At 71.4% G+C, this 19,671-nt stretch carries 19 protein-coding genes; 10 read left to right on the top strand and 9 right to left on the bottom strand.

What is annotated here, in order from left to right; genetic code table 11:
* Positions 1-94: 94 nt before the first annotated feature.
* The 5 genes from gyrB to dnaN form a co-directional block, all read right to left on the bottom strand.
* Positions 95-2,074, bottom strand: a complete 1,980-nt coding sequence (gene gyrB / locus RM445_RS02155; RefSeq protein ID WP_311554218.1) for a DNA topoisomerase (ATP-hydrolyzing) subunit B — start codon at positions 2,072-2,074, stop codon at positions 95-97.
* Positions 2,075-2,380: 306 nt separating this feature from the next.
* Positions 2,381-3,082, bottom strand: coding sequence for a DciA family protein (locus RM445_RS02150; RefSeq protein WP_311554393.1), 702 nt, complete (start codon positions 3,080-3,082; stop codon positions 2,381-2,383).
* Between the two features lie 33 nt (positions 3,083-3,115).
* Positions 3,116-4,279, bottom strand: coding sequence for a DNA replication/repair protein RecF (gene recF / locus RM445_RS02145; RefSeq protein WP_311554217.1), 1,164 nt, complete (start codon positions 4,277-4,279; stop codon positions 3,116-3,118).
* A gap of 9 nt (positions 4,280-4,288) precedes the next feature.
* Entirely contained in the window at positions 4,289-5,239 is a 951-nt protein-coding gene (gnd, locus tag RM445_RS02140) for a phosphogluconate dehydrogenase (NAD(+)-dependent, decarboxylating) (RefSeq protein ID WP_311554216.1), read from the bottom strand.
* A 53-nt stretch (positions 5,240-5,292) separates the two neighbouring features.
* Positions 5,293-6,483, bottom strand: coding sequence for a DNA polymerase III subunit beta (dnaN, locus tag RM445_RS02135; protein ID WP_311554215.1), 1,191 nt, complete (start codon positions 6,481-6,483; stop codon positions 5,293-5,295).
* Between the two features lie 599 nt (positions 6,484-7,082).
* Between dnaN and RM445_RS02130 the strand changes: the two genes are divergently transcribed.
* A complete protein-coding gene (locus RM445_RS02130; RefSeq protein WP_311554214.1) occupies positions 7,083-7,277 on the top strand; it encodes a hypothetical protein in 195 nt (64 codons plus the stop codon).
* Between the two features lie 53 nt (positions 7,278-7,330).
* Here the strand turns inward: RM445_RS02130 and dnaA are convergent, their stop codons facing one another.
* The gene (gene dnaA / locus RM445_RS02125) at positions 7,331-8,917 is read right to left on the bottom strand and encodes a chromosomal replication initiator protein DnaA (protein WP_397469210.1); all 1,587 of its coding nucleotides are present in this window, start codon (positions 8,915-8,917) and stop codon (positions 7,331-7,333) included.
* A gap of 538 nt (positions 8,918-9,455) precedes the next feature.
* Here dnaA and rpmH point away from each other — a divergent pair.
* From rpmH to RM445_RS02085, 8 genes are all read left to right on the top strand, one after another.
* The gene (gene rpmH / locus RM445_RS02120) at positions 9,456-9,599 is read left to right on the top strand and encodes a 50S ribosomal protein L34 (protein WP_311554212.1); all 144 of its coding nucleotides are present in this window, start codon (positions 9,456-9,458) and stop codon (positions 9,597-9,599) included.
* 13 nt (positions 9,600-9,612) lie between these two features.
* Positions 9,613-9,981 (top strand): ribonuclease P protein component, encoded by a 369-nt coding sequence (gene rnpA, locus RM445_RS02115; protein WP_311554211.1) that lies wholly within the window; start codon positions 9,613-9,615, stop codon positions 9,979-9,981.
* A gap of 5 nt (positions 9,982-9,986) precedes the next feature.
* Complete coding sequence (gene yidD, locus RM445_RS02110) at positions 9,987-10,337, top strand: membrane protein insertion efficiency factor YidD (protein ID WP_311554210.1); 351 nt, start codon at positions 9,987-9,989, stop codon at positions 10,335-10,337.
* Positions 10,331-11,479 carry a membrane protein insertase YidC gene (yidC, locus tag RM445_RS02105; protein WP_311554209.1) on the top strand — a complete coding sequence of 383 codons (1,149 nt, stop codon included), beginning with the start codon at positions 10,331-10,333 and terminating at the stop codon, positions 11,477-11,479. Before yidD ends, yidC begins: the two co-directional genes overlap by 7 nt.
* A 92-nt stretch (positions 11,480-11,571) precedes the next feature.
* Positions 11,572-12,096, top strand: a complete 525-nt coding sequence (locus RM445_RS02100) for a Jag family protein (protein ID WP_311554208.1) — start codon at positions 11,572-11,574, stop codon at positions 12,094-12,096.
* A 131-nt stretch (positions 12,097-12,227) separates the two neighbouring features.
* Positions 12,228-12,914, top strand: coding sequence for a 16S rRNA (guanine(527)-N(7))-methyltransferase RsmG (gene rsmG, locus RM445_RS02095; RefSeq protein ID WP_311554392.1), 687 nt, complete (start codon positions 12,228-12,230; stop codon positions 12,912-12,914).
* On the top strand, positions 12,914-13,891 hold the full coding sequence (locus tag RM445_RS02090; RefSeq protein ID WP_397469202.1) for a ParA family protein: 978 nt from the start codon (positions 12,914-12,916) through the stop codon (positions 13,889-13,891). Before rsmG ends, RM445_RS02090 begins: the two co-directional genes overlap by 1 nt.
* A 61-nt stretch (positions 13,892-13,952) precedes the next feature.
* Positions 13,953-14,975 (top strand): ParB/RepB/Spo0J family partition protein, encoded by a 1,023-nt coding sequence (locus RM445_RS02085; protein ID WP_311554207.1) that lies wholly within the window; start codon positions 13,953-13,955, stop codon positions 14,973-14,975.
* A gap of 102 nt (positions 14,976-15,077) precedes the next feature.
* On the opposite strand, the gene RM445_RS02080 is transcribed toward RM445_RS02085, so the two are convergent.
* Together RM445_RS02080 and RM445_RS02075 are read right to left on the bottom strand one after the other, a co-directional pair.
* Positions 15,078-16,010: a D-alanine--D-alanine ligase family protein gene (locus RM445_RS02080; protein WP_311554390.1), complete on the bottom strand. Its 933-nt coding sequence runs from the start codon at positions 16,008-16,010 to the stop codon at positions 15,078-15,080.
* A gap of 115 nt (positions 16,011-16,125) precedes the next feature.
* Positions 16,126-17,448, bottom strand: coding sequence for an aminotransferase-like domain-containing protein (locus RM445_RS02075; protein ID WP_311554206.1), 1,323 nt, complete (start codon positions 17,446-17,448; stop codon positions 16,126-16,128).
* A 226-nt stretch (positions 17,449-17,674) separates the two neighbouring features.
* Here RM445_RS02075 and RM445_RS02070 point away from each other — a divergent pair, with 226 nt between their 5' ends.
* Complete coding sequence (locus tag RM445_RS02070) at positions 17,675-18,403, top strand: GNAT family N-acetyltransferase (protein ID WP_397469201.1); 729 nt, start codon at positions 17,675-17,677, stop codon at positions 18,401-18,403.
* A 4-nt stretch (positions 18,404-18,407) separates the two neighbouring features.
* Here RM445_RS02070 and RM445_RS02065 read toward each other — a convergent pair whose 3' ends face one another.
* A complete protein-coding gene (locus tag RM445_RS02065; protein WP_311554205.1) occupies positions 18,408-19,580 on the bottom strand; it encodes an N-acetylmuramoyl-L-alanine amidase in 1,173 nt (390 codons plus the stop codon).
* Between the last annotated feature and the right edge of the window lie 91 nt (positions 19,581-19,671).

Genomic DNA, 19,671 nt, shown 5'->3' with positions numbered 1-19,671 from the left:
GCCCGGTACGGGCGGCACGGGCGGGTCCAGGGTGTCCGTCACGAAGACCTTCTTCTTCTACGGGGGGAGCGAGGCGAGATCGGGGACCGGGACGTCAGACGTCCAGGAACCGCACGTCCTTGGCGTTGCGGGTGATGAACGACCGGCGCGAGTCGACGTCTTCCCCCATGAGGATCGAGAACAGCTCGTCCGCGGTGGCGGCGTCGTCCAGCGTGACCTGCAGGAGCACCCGGTTCGCCGGGTCCATCGTGGTCTCCCACAGCTCCTTGGCGTTCATCTCGCCGAGGCCCTTGTAGCGCTGGACGCCCTCTTCCTTGGGCAGCTTCTTGCCCGCGGCGCGGCCGGCCTCGATGAGACCGTCGCGCTCGCGGTCCGAGTAGGCGAACTCCGGCTCCGAACCCCGGCCACCCCACTTGATCTTGTACAGCGGGGGCTGGGCGAGGAACACGTGGCCGGCTTCGACCAGCGGACGCATGAAGCGGAACAGCAGCGTCAGCAGCAGGGTGCGGATGTGCTGGCCGTCGACGTCGGCGTCCGCCATCAGCACGATCTTGTGGTAGCGCAGCTTCGTCAGGTCGAACTCGTCGTGGATTCCGGTGCCCAGTGCCGTGATGATGGCCTGGACCTCGGTGTTCTTCAGTACGCGGTCGATCCGCGCCTTCTCGACATTGATGATCTTGCCGCGGATCGGCAGGATCGCCTGGTACATCGAGTCGCGGCCGGACTTGGCCGAGCCCCCTGCGGAGTCGCCCTCCACGATGTAGACCTCGGAGCGGACCGGGTCGCTGCTCCGGCAGTCGGCGAGCTTGCCGGGCAGGCCGCCCAGGTCGCCCGCACTCTTGCGACGGACCAGTTCGCGGGCCTTGCGCGCCGCCGCCCGAGCCTGCGCCGACTGCACCGACTTGTTGACGATCGTGCGGGCCTCGGTGGGGTTGCGCTCGAACCAGTCGGCCAGCCATTCGTTGCTGACCCGCTGCACGAACGACTTGACCTCGGTGTTGCCCAGCTTCGTCTTGGTCTGCCCCTCGAACTGGGGCTCCTTGACCTTGACCGAGACGATCGCGGCGAGGCCCTCACGGATGTCGTCGCCGGACAGCGCCGGGTCCTTGTCCTTGAGCAGCTTCTTGTCGCGCGCGTAGCGGTTCACCGTGGAGGTCAGCGCCGAGCGGAAGCCCTCCTCGTGGGTGCCGCCCTCGTGGGTGTTGATCGTGTTCGCGAACGTGTAGACCGACTCGGTGTAGCCGGAGTTCCACTGCATCGCGACCTCGACGGCGTGCCCCTTCTCCTCGCCCGAGAACGAGACGAGCTTCTTGTGGATGGGGTCCTTCGTCTTGTTGAGGTGCGCGACGAAGTCCTCCAGACCACCGGGGTAGCAGAAGACGTACTCCTTGATCTTCGCCACGAAGCCCGCCGCGTCCGGCTCCTCCGCCTCGGCGGTGTCGCCGTTGCGCTCGTCGCGCAGCACGATCGTGAGGCCCTTGTTGAGGAAGGCCATCTCCTGCAGCCGGCGCCGGATCGTCTCGAGGTTGAAGTCGAGCGTCTCGAAGATGTCGCCGTCCGGCCAGAACGTGACCGAGCTGCCGGTCTTCTTCGTCGCCTCACCCTTGCGCAGCGGGCCGGGCACCGAGCGGGCGTAGTGCTGGCGCCAGACGTGGCCGTCGGTGTGGATCTCCACGTCCACCGCGGCGGACAGCGCGTTCACCACGGAGACGCCGACGCCGTGCAGGCCGCCCGAGACCGCGTAGGAGTCGCTGTCGAACTTGCCACCCGCGTGCAGGACGGTCATGACGACCTCGACGGCGGGCTTCTTCTCCACGGGGTGCATCCCGACCGGGATGCCGCGGCCGTCGTCCACGACGCGCACGCCGCCGTCGTCCTGCAGCGTCACCTCGACGCGCGTGGCGTAACCGGCCATCGCCTCGTCGACGGCGTTGTCCACCACCTCCCAGATCAGGTGGTGCAGACCGCGCTCACCGGTGGAGCCGATGTACATGCCGGGGCGCTTGCGCACCGCCTCGAGACCCTCGAGAACGGTGATCGACGACGCACTGTAGGCGTTCTTCTGGGCAGCCACGGACAGCCTGTCTCCTCATCGAAGAGGGCGCCTCCGCACGACGCGGTGACGCTTGTCGGCCGGTCGGCAGTAGTCACTCCTGAGGGAGCCCGCTCCGGCGCACCCCTCCATGATACTGGTGCGCGCCGACAGAAGTGCAGGAAGGACACCCCCAGCGTCGTCGCTGGCGGCCGATCCGGGCCGAAATCAGGAGCGACCGGCCGATCGGGGGGTCACAGCGGGTTCAGCGGCAGTCATGGCGCGCTGTACGGCCGCCTGCCCGCTCGTGGACCGGAGGCACGTGTCGGAGAGCGGACCCGGGGGTCGTCAGCCGTACGTGTCGCGCGGGCCCCGTCCTCGGACGTGCCGCGGACCGTGCCGCCAGCTCGGCCCGCTGGGCCCGACCACCCGGATGCGCCGGACGACGTCCTTCCCGACGCCCACCGCCAGCCGGTGCAGCAGCTGGCGCGACAGGGTCCGCAGCTGGGTCGCCCACGCCGTCGACTCGGCCTGCAGCACCAGTTCACCGTCGCGCAGCGATAGAGGCGTGCAGTGGTCGGCGATGTCCGAGCCGACGAGCTGTGGCCAGCGTCCGAGCACCGTCGCGTCGGTCAGCCGGGGCGACCAGCCGCGATCCAGGGAGACCCGGGAGACGAGCCGACCGAACGGCTGGGGGTCGCGATCGTCCGGTCCGGGACCGGACCACCGGCGCCGCCTACCCTTCGCCCGGCGTGCGACGCCCGACCGTTCGGCGGCTCGCTCGGCGGCACGAGAAGACGACGCCTCGCGGGCGGCACGCAGCGCCTCACGGGCGAGATCCGCCCCTCGGGCGCCGCTGTTCGCCCGATCGGGCGTGGGGACAGGGTTTACGACTGCGTCCGAACGGGAATGCTGTCGGCCAACGGTCGACGCACCGCTGTCCCCAGGCCTGGGGACAACTGCCCCCGATTCGCCCGCGACGGGCGGTCGGCGAGGGTCGGCGGACGGTCGTCTCTGCTGCTCATCACCAGTCGGGCCGAAGTTATCCACAGTATCCACAACCTTGTCCACAACCGTGGGTGATCATGCTCGAGGCGCTGACGTGGTGCTCTGCGGCGGAACGTCCACGAGATGCTCGATCCGGCCGCCGTTCACCGCAAACCGGACACCGGTGAGGCCGGCCGGTACATCGTCGGCGACCGCGGCGGTGACCAGCACCTGCTCGGCGCGGGCGGCCACTCCGGCCAGAGCCCGGCGGCGCCGGTCGTCCAACTCCGCGAAGACGTCGTCGAGGATGAGTACCGGCTCGGCGCCGTCCGCGCAGAGCAGCCGGTAGGACGCCAGCCGCAGCGCCAGGGCCAGCGCCCACGACTCCCCGTGGCTCGCGTAGCCCTTCGCGGGCCCCTCGCCGAGGCGCAGGTCGAGGTCGTCGCGGTGCGGGCCGACCAGACACACGCCGCGCTCCACCTCCTGGCGGCGCACCCGCAGCAGGGCGTCGAGCAGCATCGGCTCCAGGTCGTCGGCATCCGCGGGCAGATCGCCCTCGAGGGAGGACCGGTAGACGAGCGCGATCGGCTCGGACGACGGCGCCACCTCGGCGAACGCGTCGACGGCCGGTGCTGCGAGACCGGCCACCAGCTCCAGGCGCCCGGCCAGCAGCGCGGCACCGTGCCGGGCGAGGTGGCCGTCCCACACGTCCAGGGTACGGAGATCCGCCCCCGTGGAGGACCGGGCGCCGTTGCGGGCGGTCTTGAGCAGCGCGGATCGCTGCCGGAGCACCCGGTCGTAGTCGGCGCGCACCGCCGCGAACCGTGGTCGGCGGGCCACCAGCAGGTCGTCGAGGAACCGGCGGCGCTCGGCCGGATCGCCGCGCACGAGTGCGAGATCCTCGGGGGCGAAGAGCACGGTGCGGAGGATGCCCAGGACGTCGCGGGGCCGGGCCACCGGTGCACGGTTCACCCGTGCGCGGTTGGCCCGGCCCGGCGCGATCTCCAACTCGACGGTCAGCTCCCGGCCCTCGTTCACCACGGTCGCGCGGACCACCGCGCGCTCGGCGCCCCGCCGGATCAGCGGGGCGTCGCCCGCGACCCGGTGCGACCCGAGCGTCGCCAGGTAGCCGACCGCCTCGACCAGGTTGGTCTTCCCGACCCCGTTGGGCCCGACGAGCACGGTGACGCCGGGCTCGAGATCGAGCTCGGCGCGCTGCCAGGACCGGAAGTCGGCGACCGCGAGACGGCGCAGGTGCACGCGTGGTTTCTACGCCGGGTTCGGGGTGGAGCCGGTACCGGAGCTCGGGCCGGCGAGCTGGCCCGGAGTGCCGGACGGGCCGACCTGGTGCACCGCGTGGCCGCCGAACTGGTGGCGCAGCGCGGCCACGGCACGCATCGCCGGCGACGACTCCTGCCGCGAGGTGAACCGGGCGAACAGCGCCGCGGAGATCACCGGCAGCGGGACGGCGTGCCGGATGGCCTCCTCGATCGTCCACCGACCCTCGCCGGAGTCGTCGACGTAGTCGCTCAGCTGGGTCAGCCCCGGGTCGTCCTTGAGCGCCAGCACCAGCAGGTCCAGCAGCCAGGAGCGCACGACGGTGCCGCGCGACCAGGCCTCCATCACCCCGGTCACGTTGGTGATCAGCTTGGTCGCGGCCATGAGCTCGTAGCCCTCGGCGTAGGCCTGCATGAGGCCGTACTCGATGCCGTTGTGCACCATCTTCGCGAAGTGCCCGGCGCCCACGGGGCCGGCATGGGCGAAGCCCTCCTCGCGCGGACCCTCCGGACGCAGTGCATCGAAGATCGGCAGGGCGCGCTCGATGTGCTCGTCCGCGCCTCCGGCCATCAGGCCGTAGCCGTTCTCCTTCCCCCAGATGCCACCCGAGACCCCGCAGTCGACGAAACCGATGCCGCGCTGGTCGAGCAGCACGGCGTTCGGCTCGTCGTCCGTGTAGCGGGAGTTGCCGCCGTCAATCACCAGGTCGCCGGGCGAGAGCACCTCGGCCAGCTTGCGGACGGTCTCGCGGGTCGGGTCGCCCGACGGCACCATCACCCAGACCACGCGCGGCGCCTCGAGGGCCTCGGCCAGAGCCTGCAGCGATTCGACGTCCGTGACCTCCGGCCGCGGGTCGTAGCCGATGACCTCGTGGCCGGCGGCGCGCACACGGTCGCGCATGTTGCCGCCCATACGGCCGAGGCCGATCAGTCCGAGTTGCACGCTCGCCCTCCAGGGGTGGGTAGGAGCCGGGCGCCGTCCACGACGACCACAGGTCAGCCGGGCAGGCGCACGGGCATCAGGAGGTGCAGGTACCCGGAATCCGGGGTCTCGTCACCAGTCTCCTGATCGATGTTTCCCGCCGCCTCGTCGCTCGACCCCGCGTCGGTCGCCGGCGGCGGGACGGGCCGCATCAGCGCGGGGCGGTTCGGCGTGGTGAAGGTCATCCGGGCCCGCGGGGTGTGCAGCGCGCCGAGCGCGTCGAGCAGGTAGCCGGGGTTGAACGCGATGACCAGGGGAGCACCGACGAGCTCACACGCGAGCTCCTCCTCGGCGCTGCCGACCTCGTCGCCGCCCGCGGACAGGCGCAGCCCGTCGTCACCGAACTCCATGCGCACCTGGGCGACCCGGTCCGTGACGAGCTGGACGCGCTTGATCGCCTCGACGAGCGCGGCGGACTCGAGGATCGCGGAGCTGGTGTGCTCGGTCGGGATGAGCTGGCGGAACCGCGGGAACTCGGCGTCGAGCAGGCGCGTGGTCGCCCGGCGGCCACCACCGGTGATGCCGAGCATGCCGTCGCCCGCCGAGAGCGCCAGCTCGACCGGCCCCGCGCCGGCGAGGGATTTCGCGACGTCGGCGAGGGTGCGTGCCGGGATCAGCACCGACGTGGTCAGGCCGGTGTCCTCCGGGCTCCACTCCAGCTCCCGCACCGCGAGGCGGAACCGGTCGGTCGCCGCGAGGGTCAGGCGGGGGCCGTCGATCTCCAGGCGGATCCCTGTGAGCATCGGCAGCGTGTCGTCACGCCCCGCGGCCACGGCGACCTGCTGGACGGCCTGGGCCAGGACGTCGCCCGGCACGATCCCGGCGACCTGCGGCATGGCCGGCAGCTGCGGGTAGTCCTCGACGGGCATCGTGGGCAGGCTGAACCGGCTGTTGCCGCACGAGATCGTCGCCCGCGCGCCGTCGACCACCACGTCGACGGGCTTGGCCGGCAGGGCCTTGGTGATGTCGGCCAGCAGCCGCCCGGAGACGAGCACCCGGCCGGGATCGCCGATCGTCGCGTCCAGTTCGACCCGGGCCGAGGTCTCGTAATCGAAGCCGGAGACGGTCAGGCGGTCGCCCGACGGGCCGGAGGTGGCCTCGAGGACCACGCCGCCCAGGACCGGAACCGGGGGACGGGCGGGCAAGCTGCGGGCCACCCACGCAGCTGCGTCGGCCAGGACGTCGCGTTCGACCCGGAACTTCATGGCGGGTGCTCCTGCCGGATGGACTCGTGCTGGGGCGGGGATCGTGCTCGTCGGGCTGGGGGTCAGCGGTCGGCGTATCGGCTCTGGGCACGGGCCGAGCTGGTCCGGTCACCGTAGAGCCTCGGCGCAACCAGGGCCATCCCAGGTCCGGGTCCCGGTCGGGGGGTTCCGGACGCCCCGCTCCGCTTCATCCACCGCCTTGTTCTTCTTCGTTCTTCTGAGAGAGAGACATCAAGCAGTAATAGAAGGGCCTGTGGATGGTGTGGATGGACGTCGTCCGGGCAGGTCGCAGGGCGTGGCGTGCTGTGGGTGGAGCTCGGGACCGGTCCGTGGACGGGTCGGTCCCGCGGTGGACAGCTCGGTTCCCCCGACAGTTGTCCCCGGACGGTCCACGAGTTGTCCACGGATCCGTCCCCGTTCATCCACCGCCCCTGAAGTAACTGTCCACAGAGTTGTCCCCAGATGTGGGTGAAGTGTGCGCGCACGACGACGCTGGGCGACCGATCGGTGACGTCGGGGTGGTGACTCGGGCGTCGGTCAGTCGTTGGACATTCCCCGCCGCAGGTAAGACCACACGCAGGGTCACCGGATCGGGGTCGATGACGATCACCGGGGTGGGTGGCGGTGCGTCGAGTGTCGCGGCGGACACGATGAACGGCTGCGTGTCGCAAGAGCTGTGGAAGATCGTGTCCTCGCGACGGACCGTCAGCAAGCCTGTGGACAACTCGGCGACGGCACGCGCCGACGTGTCGTGCGGACTTCGCTCGCCCTCCAGGGCGCCGCGCACGTTCTGACCCGTGTGCCGCACCTACGCCGCGCGATGTCGCCGACCCGTCGAGACGGGTCGTCAGTGTCGGGCGCGCTGCTTGATCCGCGCCGTCAGCTCCTGGACCTGTTCGAAGGTCTTGCGGCGCTGGGCGATCTCGTTGCGGATCTTCTTGTCGGCGTGCATCACGGTGGTGTGGTCGCGGCCGCCGAACGTCTGCCCGATCCGGGGCAGCGACAGGTCCGTCAGCTCACGACACAGATACATGGCGATCTGACGCGCCTGCGCGAGCGCCTTGGTCTTCCCCGGCCCGCACAGCTCGTCCATGGAGACGCTGAAGAAGTCGGACGTGACGGCCATGATCGTCGGGGCGGTGATCTCCGAGGCCGAGGAGTCGGGGATGAGGTCGCGGAGCACGATCTCCGCGAGCTGGGTGTCGACCGGCTGCCGGTTGAGCGAGGCGAAGGCCGTGACGCGGATCAGCGCGCCCTCCAGCTCGCGGATGTTGCGCTCGATCCGCTCGGCGATGAACTCCAGGACGTCGCCGGGGACGGCCAGCCGGTCCTGCGCGGCCTTCTTGCGCAGGATCGCGATCCGCGTCTCCAGCTCGGGCGGCTGGATGTCGGTGGTCAGGCCCCACTCGAAGCGGGTGCGCATCCGGTCTTCGAGGGTCTCCAGCCGCTTGGGTGGCCGGTCCGACGACACCACGATCTGCTTGTTCGCGTTGTGGAGGGTGTTGAAGGTGTGGAAGAACTCCTCCTGGGTGCCTTCCTTGCCCTCCAGGAACTGGATGTCGTCCACCAGCAGCACGTCGACGTCGCGGTAGCGGCGCTGGAACGCCACCTTGCGGTCGTCGCGCAGGCTGTTGATGAAGTCGTTGGTGAACTCCTCGGTGGAGACGTAGCGCACGCGCATGCCGGGATAGAGGCGCTGGGCGTAGTGCCCGACGGCGTGCAGCAGGTGCGTCTTGCCCAGGCCGGAGTCGCCCCAGATGAACAGCGGGTTGTAGGCACGCGCGGGCGCTTCGGCGACGGCGACGGCCGCGGCGTGGCTGAACCGGTTCGACGCCCCGATGACGAAGGTGTCGAAGATGTACTTCTCGTTGAGCCGGCTCTGCGAGGACTGCGAGGACTGCGAGGACTGCGAGGACTGCGAGGACTGCACGGCGTCGCCGCCACGCGGCGGGGTGGATGCCGCGGCATACCCCGGCCATGCCCCGTTGCCGTTCGAGCGCGGGTCGTCGGAGGCGTCGGCCGGCTGAGCGCCTGCGGGGACGAGCAGCTCCTCGTCCGTGGGCTCGGGGTCACCGGAGCGGGTGGCAGGGAACATCGCGCCGTCCGGTTCGGTGAAGCCCGGCGGGGCCGGGGCGGGTGCGGGTTGCGGCCGGACGGCGCCCGGCGGATCGGGCACCTCGGTACCACCTGAGGCGGCGTCGACGTCGACGACGACGGCCAGATTGACCGCGAAGCCGAGGTGACGGCCCAGCGCGTCGCTGATCGGCCTGCGCAGGATCCGCTCGATGGCGTCCTTGGCGAACTCGCTAGGGGCGGCGAGCAGCGCGGTGCCGTCGATCAGGCCGAGGGGGCGGGTCAGGCGGAGGAACGCGCGTTGCTGCGCCGACAGGGAGGTGCCGGACCCGGCCGAGGTGCCGGACAGGTCGGCGATCACCCGGTTCCACACGTACGCGAGCTCGCCGGGTTGGTCCGCCACGTCCGCACCCCCTTCGGCAACCCGGGCGGACAGCCGTGACGGACGCCGCGTTCTCGACAGGGCCCGGGGCGGCAACCATCCCCAGACCTGTCCACACCTGTGCGCAAACGGTACGCGGACGCGCGCGACGTTGAGGTCGCGGGGCCCGGCGGCTGCCGTACGGGCTGAAGATCCCCCCGGATCGAACTGTGAGGGGGCACGCTAACCGACATCGGCCTCCACTCACAAGCCGCCGACGGGCCGCAAGATGCAGGGGGGTGATCGGGTGGTGGCGTCGGCCACGGACGGCGATCGGCGGTTGCGCCACCGGGCTGTACAGGGGCGGTTTGACCCTCTCTCGCGGCGCTGCGTACCCTGATATGAATCGTGTCCGTCGACGGTCGCGCGCTGCGCGTGGACCGCCGAGCACCATCGCGGACCAGCATGTTCCGTCCAGAGCACATTCAGCAGACCGGCGGCCGGTTTCGTTCCGTGCCGTCGACCGGGAGAGTCGACCGTGAGCAAGGGCAAGCGCACCTTCCAGCCGAACAACCGCCGCCGGGCGCGCACGCACGGTTTCCGGCTGCGGATGCGCACCCGGGCCGGGCGCGCCATCCTCGCCGGTCGCCGCCGCAAGGGCCGCGAGCGGCTCTCGGCCTGACGCGGCCGCGCCGGTGCTGCCGGCCGGCTCCCGGCTCACCCGCCGGGACGAGTTCGCCTCGGCCGTGCGCCGGGGCCGACGCGTCGGCCGCCCTCGACTGGTCGTCCATCTCTTGGTGCCTGCCGCCGTCCCCGACCCCGCCGACGCTCCGCCGCGAGCGGGTTTCGTGGTGAGCCGGGCCGTCGGCGGCTCGGTCGTGCGACACCGCGTCGCCCGGCGCCTGCGCCACCTGGTCCGCCCGCATCTGGCGAGCCTGCCTCCGGGATCACGTCTGGTCGTCCGGGCGTTGCCGCCTGCCGCCGAGGCACCGTCGTCCGTCCTGGGCGACGACCTCGACTCCGGCCTGCGAGCGATCCTGCGCAGGACCGGACGACGGCCGTGAAGGACATGGCGACGGACGACGGTCCCCAGGGCCGCTCCGTCGGCGCCTCCTGGGGCGCGCGGCCGTTCATCGCCCTGGTGCGCGGCTACCAGCGCTGGATCTCTCCCGCCCTGCCGCCGACGTGCCGCTTCTACCCGTCCTGCAGCGCCTACGCCGTCGAGGCCCTGCAGGTCCACGGCCTGTTCCGGGGCGCGGCCCTGGCGGCGTGGCGGTTGCTGCGGTGCGCGCCGTGGCACCCTGGCGGTGTGGACGAGGTCCCGCCGGCGTCCCCTGCCCGTAGAACGTCTCCGGACGGGTCGCGCGCCGACCCCCGGACCCGCCCGGCCGAGAACCACGAGGAGCAAGCGCCGTGCTGAACTTCATCTACTACCCGGTGTCGGCCATCATGTGGTTCTGGCACAAGGCCTTCGGGTACGTGTTCGGCGAGGCCAGCGGAGCCGCGTGGGCGCTCTCGGTCGTCTTCCTCGTGTTCACCCTCCGCGCGCTGCTCTACAAGCCGTTCGTGCACCAGGTGCGTTCCATGCGCAAGATGCAGGAATTCGCGCCGGAGATGCAGAAGCTCAAGGCGAAGTACGGCAACGACCGGCAGAAGCTCACTGCCGAGATGCAGAAGCTGCAGAGCCAGCAGGGGGTCAACCCGCTGGGCGGCTGCCTGCCGGTACTGGTGCAGGTCCCGGTGTTCATCGGCCTGTTCCACGTCCTGCGCGAGTTCGAGCCGGGCAAGACCGAGAACTACATCTTCGGTGCGCGTGAGGTCGAGTCGTTCAACGCGGCCAGCCTGTTCGGGGCCAAGCTCGGCGCCTGGGTGACGATGGGCGCCGACCAGCTCGCGGCGCTGGGCACGTCGATCACCAGCATGCTCATCGTGATGATCCCGCTGATGATCGCGGCGGGCGTGTTCACCCACATCACGGCGCGACACTCGGTGGCGCGGCAGACCGAGGCCCAGGCGGCCAACCCGCAGTCGGCGATCATGAACAAGCTGATGCTGTACGTCTTCCCCATCGGTGTCGTCGTCGGAGCGCCGTTCCTGCCGTTGGCGGTGCTGCTCTACTGGGTGGCGAACAACCTCTGGACCCTCGGCCAGCAGTACGTCGTCTACAAGAAGATCGACGCCGAAGAGGCCGAGAAGAAGACGCAGGCCATCGCCGAGCGCCAGGCCCGTGCGCCCCGGCCCGGCCAGAAGCCGGCCCGTCCCGAGACCGTCGTGGCCCCCGAGAAGACCCCGGGTGGCAAGCCGATCGTCCGGCGCACCCCGGCGGCCGGCGGCGGGTCCGCCGGACAGGGCGACGCCACGACCACGAACGGCGAGGCGAAGCGCACCGACGTGCAGGGAACCGGTGCGAACGGATCGGGATCGAACGGAGCCGGAGCGAAAGGCGCGGGGACGAACGGCGCGGGGACGAACGGCGCGGGGACGAACGGCGCGGGAACGAGTCGCCCGGCGGCCGGCGGTTCCACCCGGCCTCCGGCCCGCCGTTCCCGGAAGCGGCGCTGAGCCCATCGACCACCGGCGGCCCCGATCGACGGCCGCCGCGGCGGGTGCCCGGGAGTGAACCGGAACCCGTCGACCCGAGAAAGGAGACGATCGTGGCCAAGGCTGCAGAAGACGGATCGGTGGACACCTCCGGCGGACGGTCGACGTCGGTCGAGGACCAGTTGGTCCGCGAGGGCGACGTGGCGGGCGACTACCTGGAGCGCCTCCTGGACGTGCTGGACTACGACGGCGACATCGACCTGGACGTCGAGGCCGGGCGCGCCATCGTGAGCATCGACGGCGGCGAAGACCTCGACAAGCTCGTCGGCGACCGCGGGGCGGTGCTGGAGGCGTTGCAGGAGCTGACGCGCCTGGCCGTCCAGCAGTCGCTCGGCAACCGCAGCCGGCTGATGCTCGACATCGCCGGATGGCGCCGGTCCCGCCGCGACGAGCTGACGGAGCTGGGCACGCGCACCGCCAAGGAGGTGCTCGACAGCGGCGAGCCCGTGCGCCTGCGGCCCATGACCCCCTTCGAGCGCAAGGTCGTGCACGACGCGGTCGCCGGCATCAAGGGCGTGGAGAGCGAGAGCGAGGGCGAGGAGCCGCGGCGCCAGGTCGTCGTCTCGCGCAGTGCCTGAGGTCATGGCAACGACGACGCAGAGCCTGATACAGAGTGTCTGACTCCACCGCTCCGGGCCCCGGTTCGCCGGGGCCCGACGTGTTTCACGTGAAACATGCGTCGGCCGAGGAGACCGACGTGGAACACGACATGTTTCACGTGGAACCACCGCCGGAGGCTGCAGCCGTCTTCGGCGACCGGCTCGCGCTCGCCCGGCGCTATGCGGTCCATCTCGTCGGCTCAGGGGTCGAGCGCGGCCTGCTCGGCCCACGGGAAGCGCCCCGGATCTGGGACCGCCACATTCTCAACTGCGCGGTCGTCGCGGAGTTGCTCCCGGACGGCGCACGGACGGTGGATCTCGGGTCCGGTGCCGGACTGCCCGGGATACCGTTGGCCCTCGCCCGACCGGATCTCTCGGTGGTACTCGTCGAACCGCTCGCGCGTCGCGTCGACTGGCTGCGCGAGGTCGTGGAGGATCTGGACCTGCCGGTGACGGTCGAGCGAGGACGGGCCGAGGAGCCGGGTGTCCGCGCGCGATGGGAGGGGGCCGACGTGGTGACCGCCCGGGCTGTCGCCCCGCTCGCGCGCCTCGCCGGCTGGGCACTCCCCCTGCTGCGGCCGGGTGGAGTGATGCTCGCCCTCAAGGGCGCGTCGGCGGACGCCGAGGTCGCCAGGGACGCGGTCGCCGTGCGCAAGCTCGGCGGAGGTGAGCCGCGGACGGTGCGGTGCGGCACAGACCTGATCGACCCCCCGAGCACGGTGGTGGTCGTTGAACGAGCGCGCGGTGCCACCGGGCCACGGCCCGGACGCCGGCGCCGTAGAGAGGAACGAAGCTGATGGCCGACGGCCGGACGCGCGACATCACATCGGACGAGGTCTCCAGCCCCGGTGTTCCACGAGCCGATGTTTCACGTGGAACATCGGCCTACGCCGACTGGACGCCGATCGCGGAGGAAGCTGCCCGCGCCGCCCGTGTGCTGCACCCCGACAAGCACCGCATGCCGAGGCCGCAGCAGCGTCGCGTGCTGACGGTCGCGAACCAGAAGGGCGGCGTCGGCAAGACCACCAGCACGGTCAACGTCGCCGCTGCGCTGGCCATGCACGGCGTCCGGGTCCTCGTCGTCGACCTCGACCCGCAGGGCAACGCCAGCACCGCACTGGACGTCGAGCACCGGTCGGGTACGCCCTCGGTGTACGAGCTGTTGCTCGGGGAGATCCCGCTCAGCGAGGCCGCGACGCAGAGCTCGGCGTCGGAGAACCTGTGGTGCGTGCCGGCCACGATCGACCTCGCGGGTGCGGAGATCGAGCTCGTGTCGATGGTCGCGCGCGAGCAGCGGCTCAAGCAGGCGCTGTCGCCTGCGGCGTTGGACGAGCTGGGCGTCGACTACGTGCTGATCGACTGCCCGCCCTCGCTCGGCCTGCTGACGGTCAACGCGCTCGTCGCGGCCGAGGAGGTGCTGATCCCGATCCAGTGCGAGTACTACGCGCTGGAGGGCCTCGGGCAGCTGCTGAGCAACATCGATCTGGTCCGTAGCCACCTCAACCGGGACCTGCACGTCTCGACGATCCTGCTGACGATGTACGACGGTCGCACCAAGCTCGCCGACCAGGTGACCAACGAGGTTCGCAAGCACTTCGGCGACACGGTGCTGCGCACGGTGATCCCGCGGAGCGTCAAGGTCTCGGAAGCGCCCGGCTACAGCAAGACGGTGCTCGGCTACGACCCCGGCTCCCGGGGTGCCATGAGCTACGTCGACGCGGCCCGGGAGATCGCCGACGCCGGAGCGCGACGCGGGCGGAACGGTCGACCGTGAAGAACGGAACCGGGGGGGCCGCGCATCCGTCTGTGTCGGCATGTTCAAGCGAGGAGCGGGCGTGATCGAGCGGAAGGTCGCCGAGCGGAGGGGCGGGCTCGGGCGTGGCCTCGCCGCCCTGATCCCGACCGGTCCCCCACCGACGGAGTCGGCACCTCCGCCGCCGCCCCCGCCCCCGCCGGTGCGCACGCCCGCACCGGACCCCACCGCCATCCTGTTCGGCGGACCCCGGCCGGCCCCGCGCCCACTCACGCCGGATGTTCCACGTGAAACAACGGCGCGCGCGGCCTACTACCGCGACATCGACGTCGACGCGATCGAGCCGAATCCACAGCAGCCGCGGACCGTCTTCGACGAGGAGGCGCTTGCGGAGCTCGAGCACTCGATCCGGGAGTTCGGGTTGCTGCAGCCGGTCGTCGTCCGTGAGGCGGGGGCCGGGCGGTACCAGCTCGTCATGGGCGAGCGGCGCTGGCGGGCATCGCAGCGGGCGGGTCTCGCGCGCATCCCTGCCATCGTGCGGCGGACGGGCGACGACATCCTGCTGCGCGACGCGCTGCTGGAGAACATCCACCGGGTCCAGCTCAACCCGTTGGAGGAGGCTGCCGCCTACGAGCAGCTGCTGGTCGAGTTCGGCGTGACGCACGCCGAGCTGGCCGACCGGCTCGGGCGCAGCCGTCCGGTCGTCACGAACACCATCCGGCTGCTCAAGTTGCCGGTGACCGTGCAGCGCCGCGTGGCGGCCGGAGTGCTCTCGGCCGGACACGCGCGCGCGCTCCTCGGCCTGGAAGACGCGGGGCAGCAGGAAGACCTCGCGATGCGGATCGTCGCGGAAGGGCTGTCCGTGCGGGCGACCGAAGAGGCGGTGCTCGTGGCCCGGCGCGAGGAGCCGGCCACTCCGCGCCCGCCACGCCGGAAGTCGCCGGCGGATCCGACGACACATGAGCTGGCCGAGCGCCTGTCCCACACGTTCGACACCCGGGTCCGGGTGGAGATGGGGCAGCGCAAGGGACGAATCGTGGTCGAGTTCGGGTCGGCGGACGACCTGGAGCGGATCGCCGGTCTCATGGGCGGCGCGCTCGGCTGAATCGACCCGTCGAACAACAGGGCCGGTGTTCCACGTGGAACACCGGCCCTGTTTCACGTGAAACACCGCCTCGCGCATGTTCCACGTGGAACATCGGGCGACTCAGCCGCGAGCGACCGCCCGGTCCACGAGCCGGGCGAACAGGGCGCCGAGGTCCGTGCCTTCCGTCGCCGCCGCGGTCGGGAGCAACGAGGTGTCGGTCAGGCCCGGGGAGACGTTGACCTCGAGGATCTGCACCCGCCCGGCGGCGTCCACGACGGCGTCCATCCTGGACACGTCGCGTAGGCCCAACAGGCGGTGCGCCGCGAGGGCGGTCTCCTGCAGCGTGGCCAGGACCGCGTCGTCGAGCCGTGCGGGGCAGTGGAAGGTGGTGGCGCCCGGCGTGTAGCGCGCGGTGTAGTCGTAGACGCCGCCTTTCGCCTCCACCTCGACGGGCGGAAGAGCACGCGCCTCCGCGCCGTCTTCCACGACGGACACCGCCACCTCGGTGCCCTCCACGAACCGCTCCGCGAGCACGGTGTCGGCGTAGGCCAGGCAGCTCACCATCGCGGCAGGAAGGTCCGCCGACTCCGTGACCACCTGCGCGCCGAGGGCCGAACCGCCCTGGTCCGGCTTGAGCATCAACGGCAGTCCGAGCCGCTCCACCATCGCGTCGAGCACTCCCCGGGCGCCCAGCTCGCGGAAGGTCGCGTGCGGGAGCGCCACCCAGTCCGGGGTGTCGAGCCCGGCACGGGCGAACTCGGCCTTCGCGGTCGGCTTGTCCCAGGCGCGTCGGCAGGCCGCAGCCGACGTTCCGACGAACGGCACTCCGAGCAGTTCCAGTACGGCCTGGACCGAGCCGTTCTCCCCCTCGCCCCCGTGCAGGGCGACGACGACGGCGTCCGGCCGGTCCGTCCGCAACCGCTCAATCAGTGCTGCGTCGGCGTCCCACTCCCGCACGGACATCCCCACGCCGCGCAGTGCGGCCGCGAGCCGCATCCCGGAGCGCAGCGACACCTCGCGCTCGTGCGACAGCCCACCGGCCAGCACGGCCACCGTCCGATCGGTCCGTGGCTCGGTCGTCGGACTCGGGAACGCGGGATCCGCGGGGTGGTTCGCCGGAGGGTTCACCACGGCATTCGACTCGGTCACCGGCGCATTGTCGCCGGGCTCAGTTGGTGTCCGGCGACGGGGCCTGCGGCCCGCGGAGCGACGGCCTCGGCCGTGACGCGCTGCCGAACGTGCGCATCACGTCCAGCTCGGCCTCCAGGACCGCCGCCAGCCGCCGCACGCCCTCGGTGATCCGCTCGGGCGTCGGGTAGCAGTACGACAGCCGCAGCTGCCGGCTACCGAACCCGTCGGCGTAGAACCCGGTACCCGATGCGTACGCCACGCGCGCCGTCACGGCCCGCGGCAACATCGCCTTCGTGTCGACGCCCTCGGGCACCGTCAGCCAGACGTAGAAGCCGCCGTCCGGGATGTTCCACGTGGAACCTTCGGGCAGGTACGTCTCCAGCGCCGCGAGCATCGCGTCGCGGCGCTCGCGGTAGACCTCGGTGAAGGTCTTGATCTGGCCACGCCAGTCGTGCGCCGTCAGGTAGCGCGACACCAGCAGCTGGTTGAAGGTCGGCGGGCACAGCGTCGCCGACTCGGCGGCCAGCACCAGTCGGTCGCGGACCGCGGGCGGCACGAGCGCCCAGCCGACCCGCAGGCCCGATGCGAACGTCTTGGAGAACGAGCCGAGGTAGAGCACGTTCGGGTCCATCGACCGCAACGCGGGATAGACGCGCCCGGTGAACCCGAGCAGGCCGTACGGGTTGTCTTCGAGCACGGGGACGCCGTACTCGGCGCAGATGTCGAGCACCTCGCGGCGACGCTCGACGGCCAGCGTCACCCCGGCCGGGTTGTGGAAGTTCGGGATCGTGTAGAGGTACTTCGGCACGACCCGCTGGGCCGCGAGCGTCCGCAGTGCCTCACGCAGCAGCTCAGGGACCAGCCCGTGGGCGTCCATCGCCACGTGCACGACCCGGGCCTGGTACGCGGCGAAGCTGCCCAGGGCACCCACGTAGGACGGTCCCTCGGCGAGCACGACGTCGCCCGGGTCGCAGAAGATCCGCGTGATCAGGTCCAGCGCCATCTGCGAGCCGACGGTGACCACGACGTCGTTCGGGTCGGCGTGGATCCCCTCGAGGGCCATCACCTCGCAGATCTGCTCGCGCAGCGCCGGCACACCCTGCGCCGAGCCGTACTGCAGCGCGACCTGGCCGTCGCGGGAGACGAGCTCGGCGACCTCGTGGGCGAGCGTGTCGAGCGGCAGAGCGGCGAGGTTCGGCATGCCTCCGGCGAGCGAGACCACCTCGGGACGGCTCGCCACGGCGAACAACGCCCGGATCTCGGATGCGGTCATGCCCGCCGTCCGCGCTGCGAACCGCTCGACCGGCCGCCCGTGTTCGACGTGGATCTCGGACGGCCGGAGCGGCTCCGGGACGGGCATGAAAGGTCCTCCGATGGGGGTGTCCGATGGCCGACCGCTGGGCGGACGGCCGCTGCAGCGACCGATCGAGTGTAGCCAGTTCGGTTGATCTTCCCGCCCTTCGTCGAGGCTGAGGCCCCGGTCGCAGCACAAAGGGTGTTTTCGCGAGCTGGATCGATCTATCGTCGTTCGTCGGCGGGAGCACCCGCCGCACGATCTGCACCGAGCCGTCCGCCGGAGGTTGCTCTTGTCCTGGCACATGGCGGCGATGACGCTGGACAACCTCGGCGACCTGCCGAAGCGCTGCCGCTCCTGCGTGTTCTGGGAGCTGTCGCAGCAGGCCGGCGAGCAGGCGACCCGGTTCGGCTCGCCCGAGCTGGAGAAGGAGGCGTGGGTCTCCGAGGTCCTGCTCGAGTGGGGCTCGTGCGGCCGGGTGGTCTACATGCGCGGCGCCCCTGCCGGTTATGTGATGTACGCCCCTCCGGATGCGGTGCCGCGGGCCGCCGAGATGCCGACCGGCCCCGTCAGCGCCGACGCCGTCCTGCTGACCACGATGCAGGTGATGCCCGAGTTCTCCGGCGAGGGCATCGGCCGCATGCTCGCCCAGGCCGTCGTGAAGGACCTCACCCGCCGCGGCGTCAAGGCCGTCGAGGTGTTCGGCGACGCCCGGCCGGGCACCGAGCCCAGCTGCATGATCCCGGCCGACTTCCTGCGCAGCGTCGGGTTCAAGACCGTCCGCCCGCACCCGCGGTGGCCGCGGCTGCGGATGGAACTGCGTTCGGCGATGACGTGGAAGGAGGACGTGGAGGCCGCGCTCGAGCAGCTGCTCGGCTCCATCAGCCTTCCGCTGCAGTCCACGGGTATCGGCGAGGTGGCCCGCCGTCCGGTACGTACCCCCGCTCCGACAGGCCTCAGCGGCGCGCTCAGGGCGCGCTCAGAAGGCCGCTGCCAGGTGATCAGGAGCGGGGCGGAGTAATCCCCTAGCTGCGGCGGGAAATCGCCGGAGCGGTGTCCTCGCGCGCCAGTTCGCGGGCGAGGACGTCCGAGAAGGTGAACGTTCCGGTCGGCTGGTCGTCCTGCCCCTGCAGGTACAGCCGCTTGACCCCGACGAGCACGCCTTCGGCCACCACATCGCGGAACGCGGGATCCAGCAGCCGACGCCGGTCGCCCAGGTTCGTCAGGTAGCCGATCTCCACCCGCACCGTCGGCATCCGGGTGAGCCGCAGCAGCTCCCAGGTGCGGGCCTGGGTGCCGAGGTCGAGCATCGCCGTCCGGCTGGTGAGCTCACGATGGATGAAGCCGGCGAGCGCCTCGCCGACCGTCGACGTGATGCCCGAGCCGTTGCCGAAGTGGAACGTCGCGAGCCCCTGGGCGTGCATGCTGCGGTTCGCGTCGACGTGCAGGGACAGCACGAGATCCGCCCCGGCGGCGTTCGCGAACGCCGCCCGCTCGGCCTCCGTGGGACAGGTGTCCTCGCGCCGGGTCAGAAGCGCCTCCATGCCGGTTGCGGCCATCCGGCCCTCGAGCCGGCGCGCGAGGTCCCACATGAGGTCCGCCTCGGTGACACCCGCGACGGTCACGCCGCGGTTCGGGCCGCCGTGCGCCGCGTCGATCACGATCCGCTTGCCGCGCAGCCGGGGGCCGGCCTGGCGGAGCAGCTCCTGCTCGCGCAGCAGGTGCGGGCGACCGCCCTTCACCCGGCGCGCACCGAGCTGGCGCAGCGCCCGCAACGTCGACGGCCCGCAGACGCCGTCCGAGATGTCGCAGTAGTCGCGCTGGAAGGCGCGCAGGCCCCGCTCGGTCTGCTCGTCGAACACGCCGCTGGGACGGCCGGTGTCGTAGCCGAGCTCGAGCAGCTGCTCCTGCAGCGCCACGACGTCGTCACCGCTCATCGGCGTCGAGATCAGCAGAGCGAGCATGCGGTCGCCGAGCGTCCAGCCGGCCTCGCGCAGGGCGCGGTAGGTGGCAGGCCCGACGATGCCGTCCGTGATCAGCCCACGCTGCTGCTGGAAGGCGCGCACCGCGTGCTCGACGACCTGGTCGAAGTGGTCCGCAGGCCCGTCCGTCGCGTCGCCCAGCAGCCCGAACTGGCTGAGCATCCTGTGGATCTCGACGACCGCCGGACCGGTGTCCCCTCGGCGCAGCGGCTGCATGCACTCCTCGCTCGATCTGCTCGTCTGACGGTCGACCGGGCCGCTGGGCGGCGCAGGGTGATCGACGCAGAAGGTCATTGTGCCCTGTCGC

The sequence above is a fragment of the Pseudonocardia charpentierae genome (assembly GCF_031845345.1).
In the GTDB taxonomy this organism is placed as follows: Bacteria; Actinomycetota; Actinomycetes; order Mycobacteriales; family Pseudonocardiaceae; genus Pseudonocardia; species Pseudonocardia charpentierae.
Note: the sequence above shows the minus strand (reverse complement) of the source record. Positions and strands in the feature narration are given on the sequence as shown.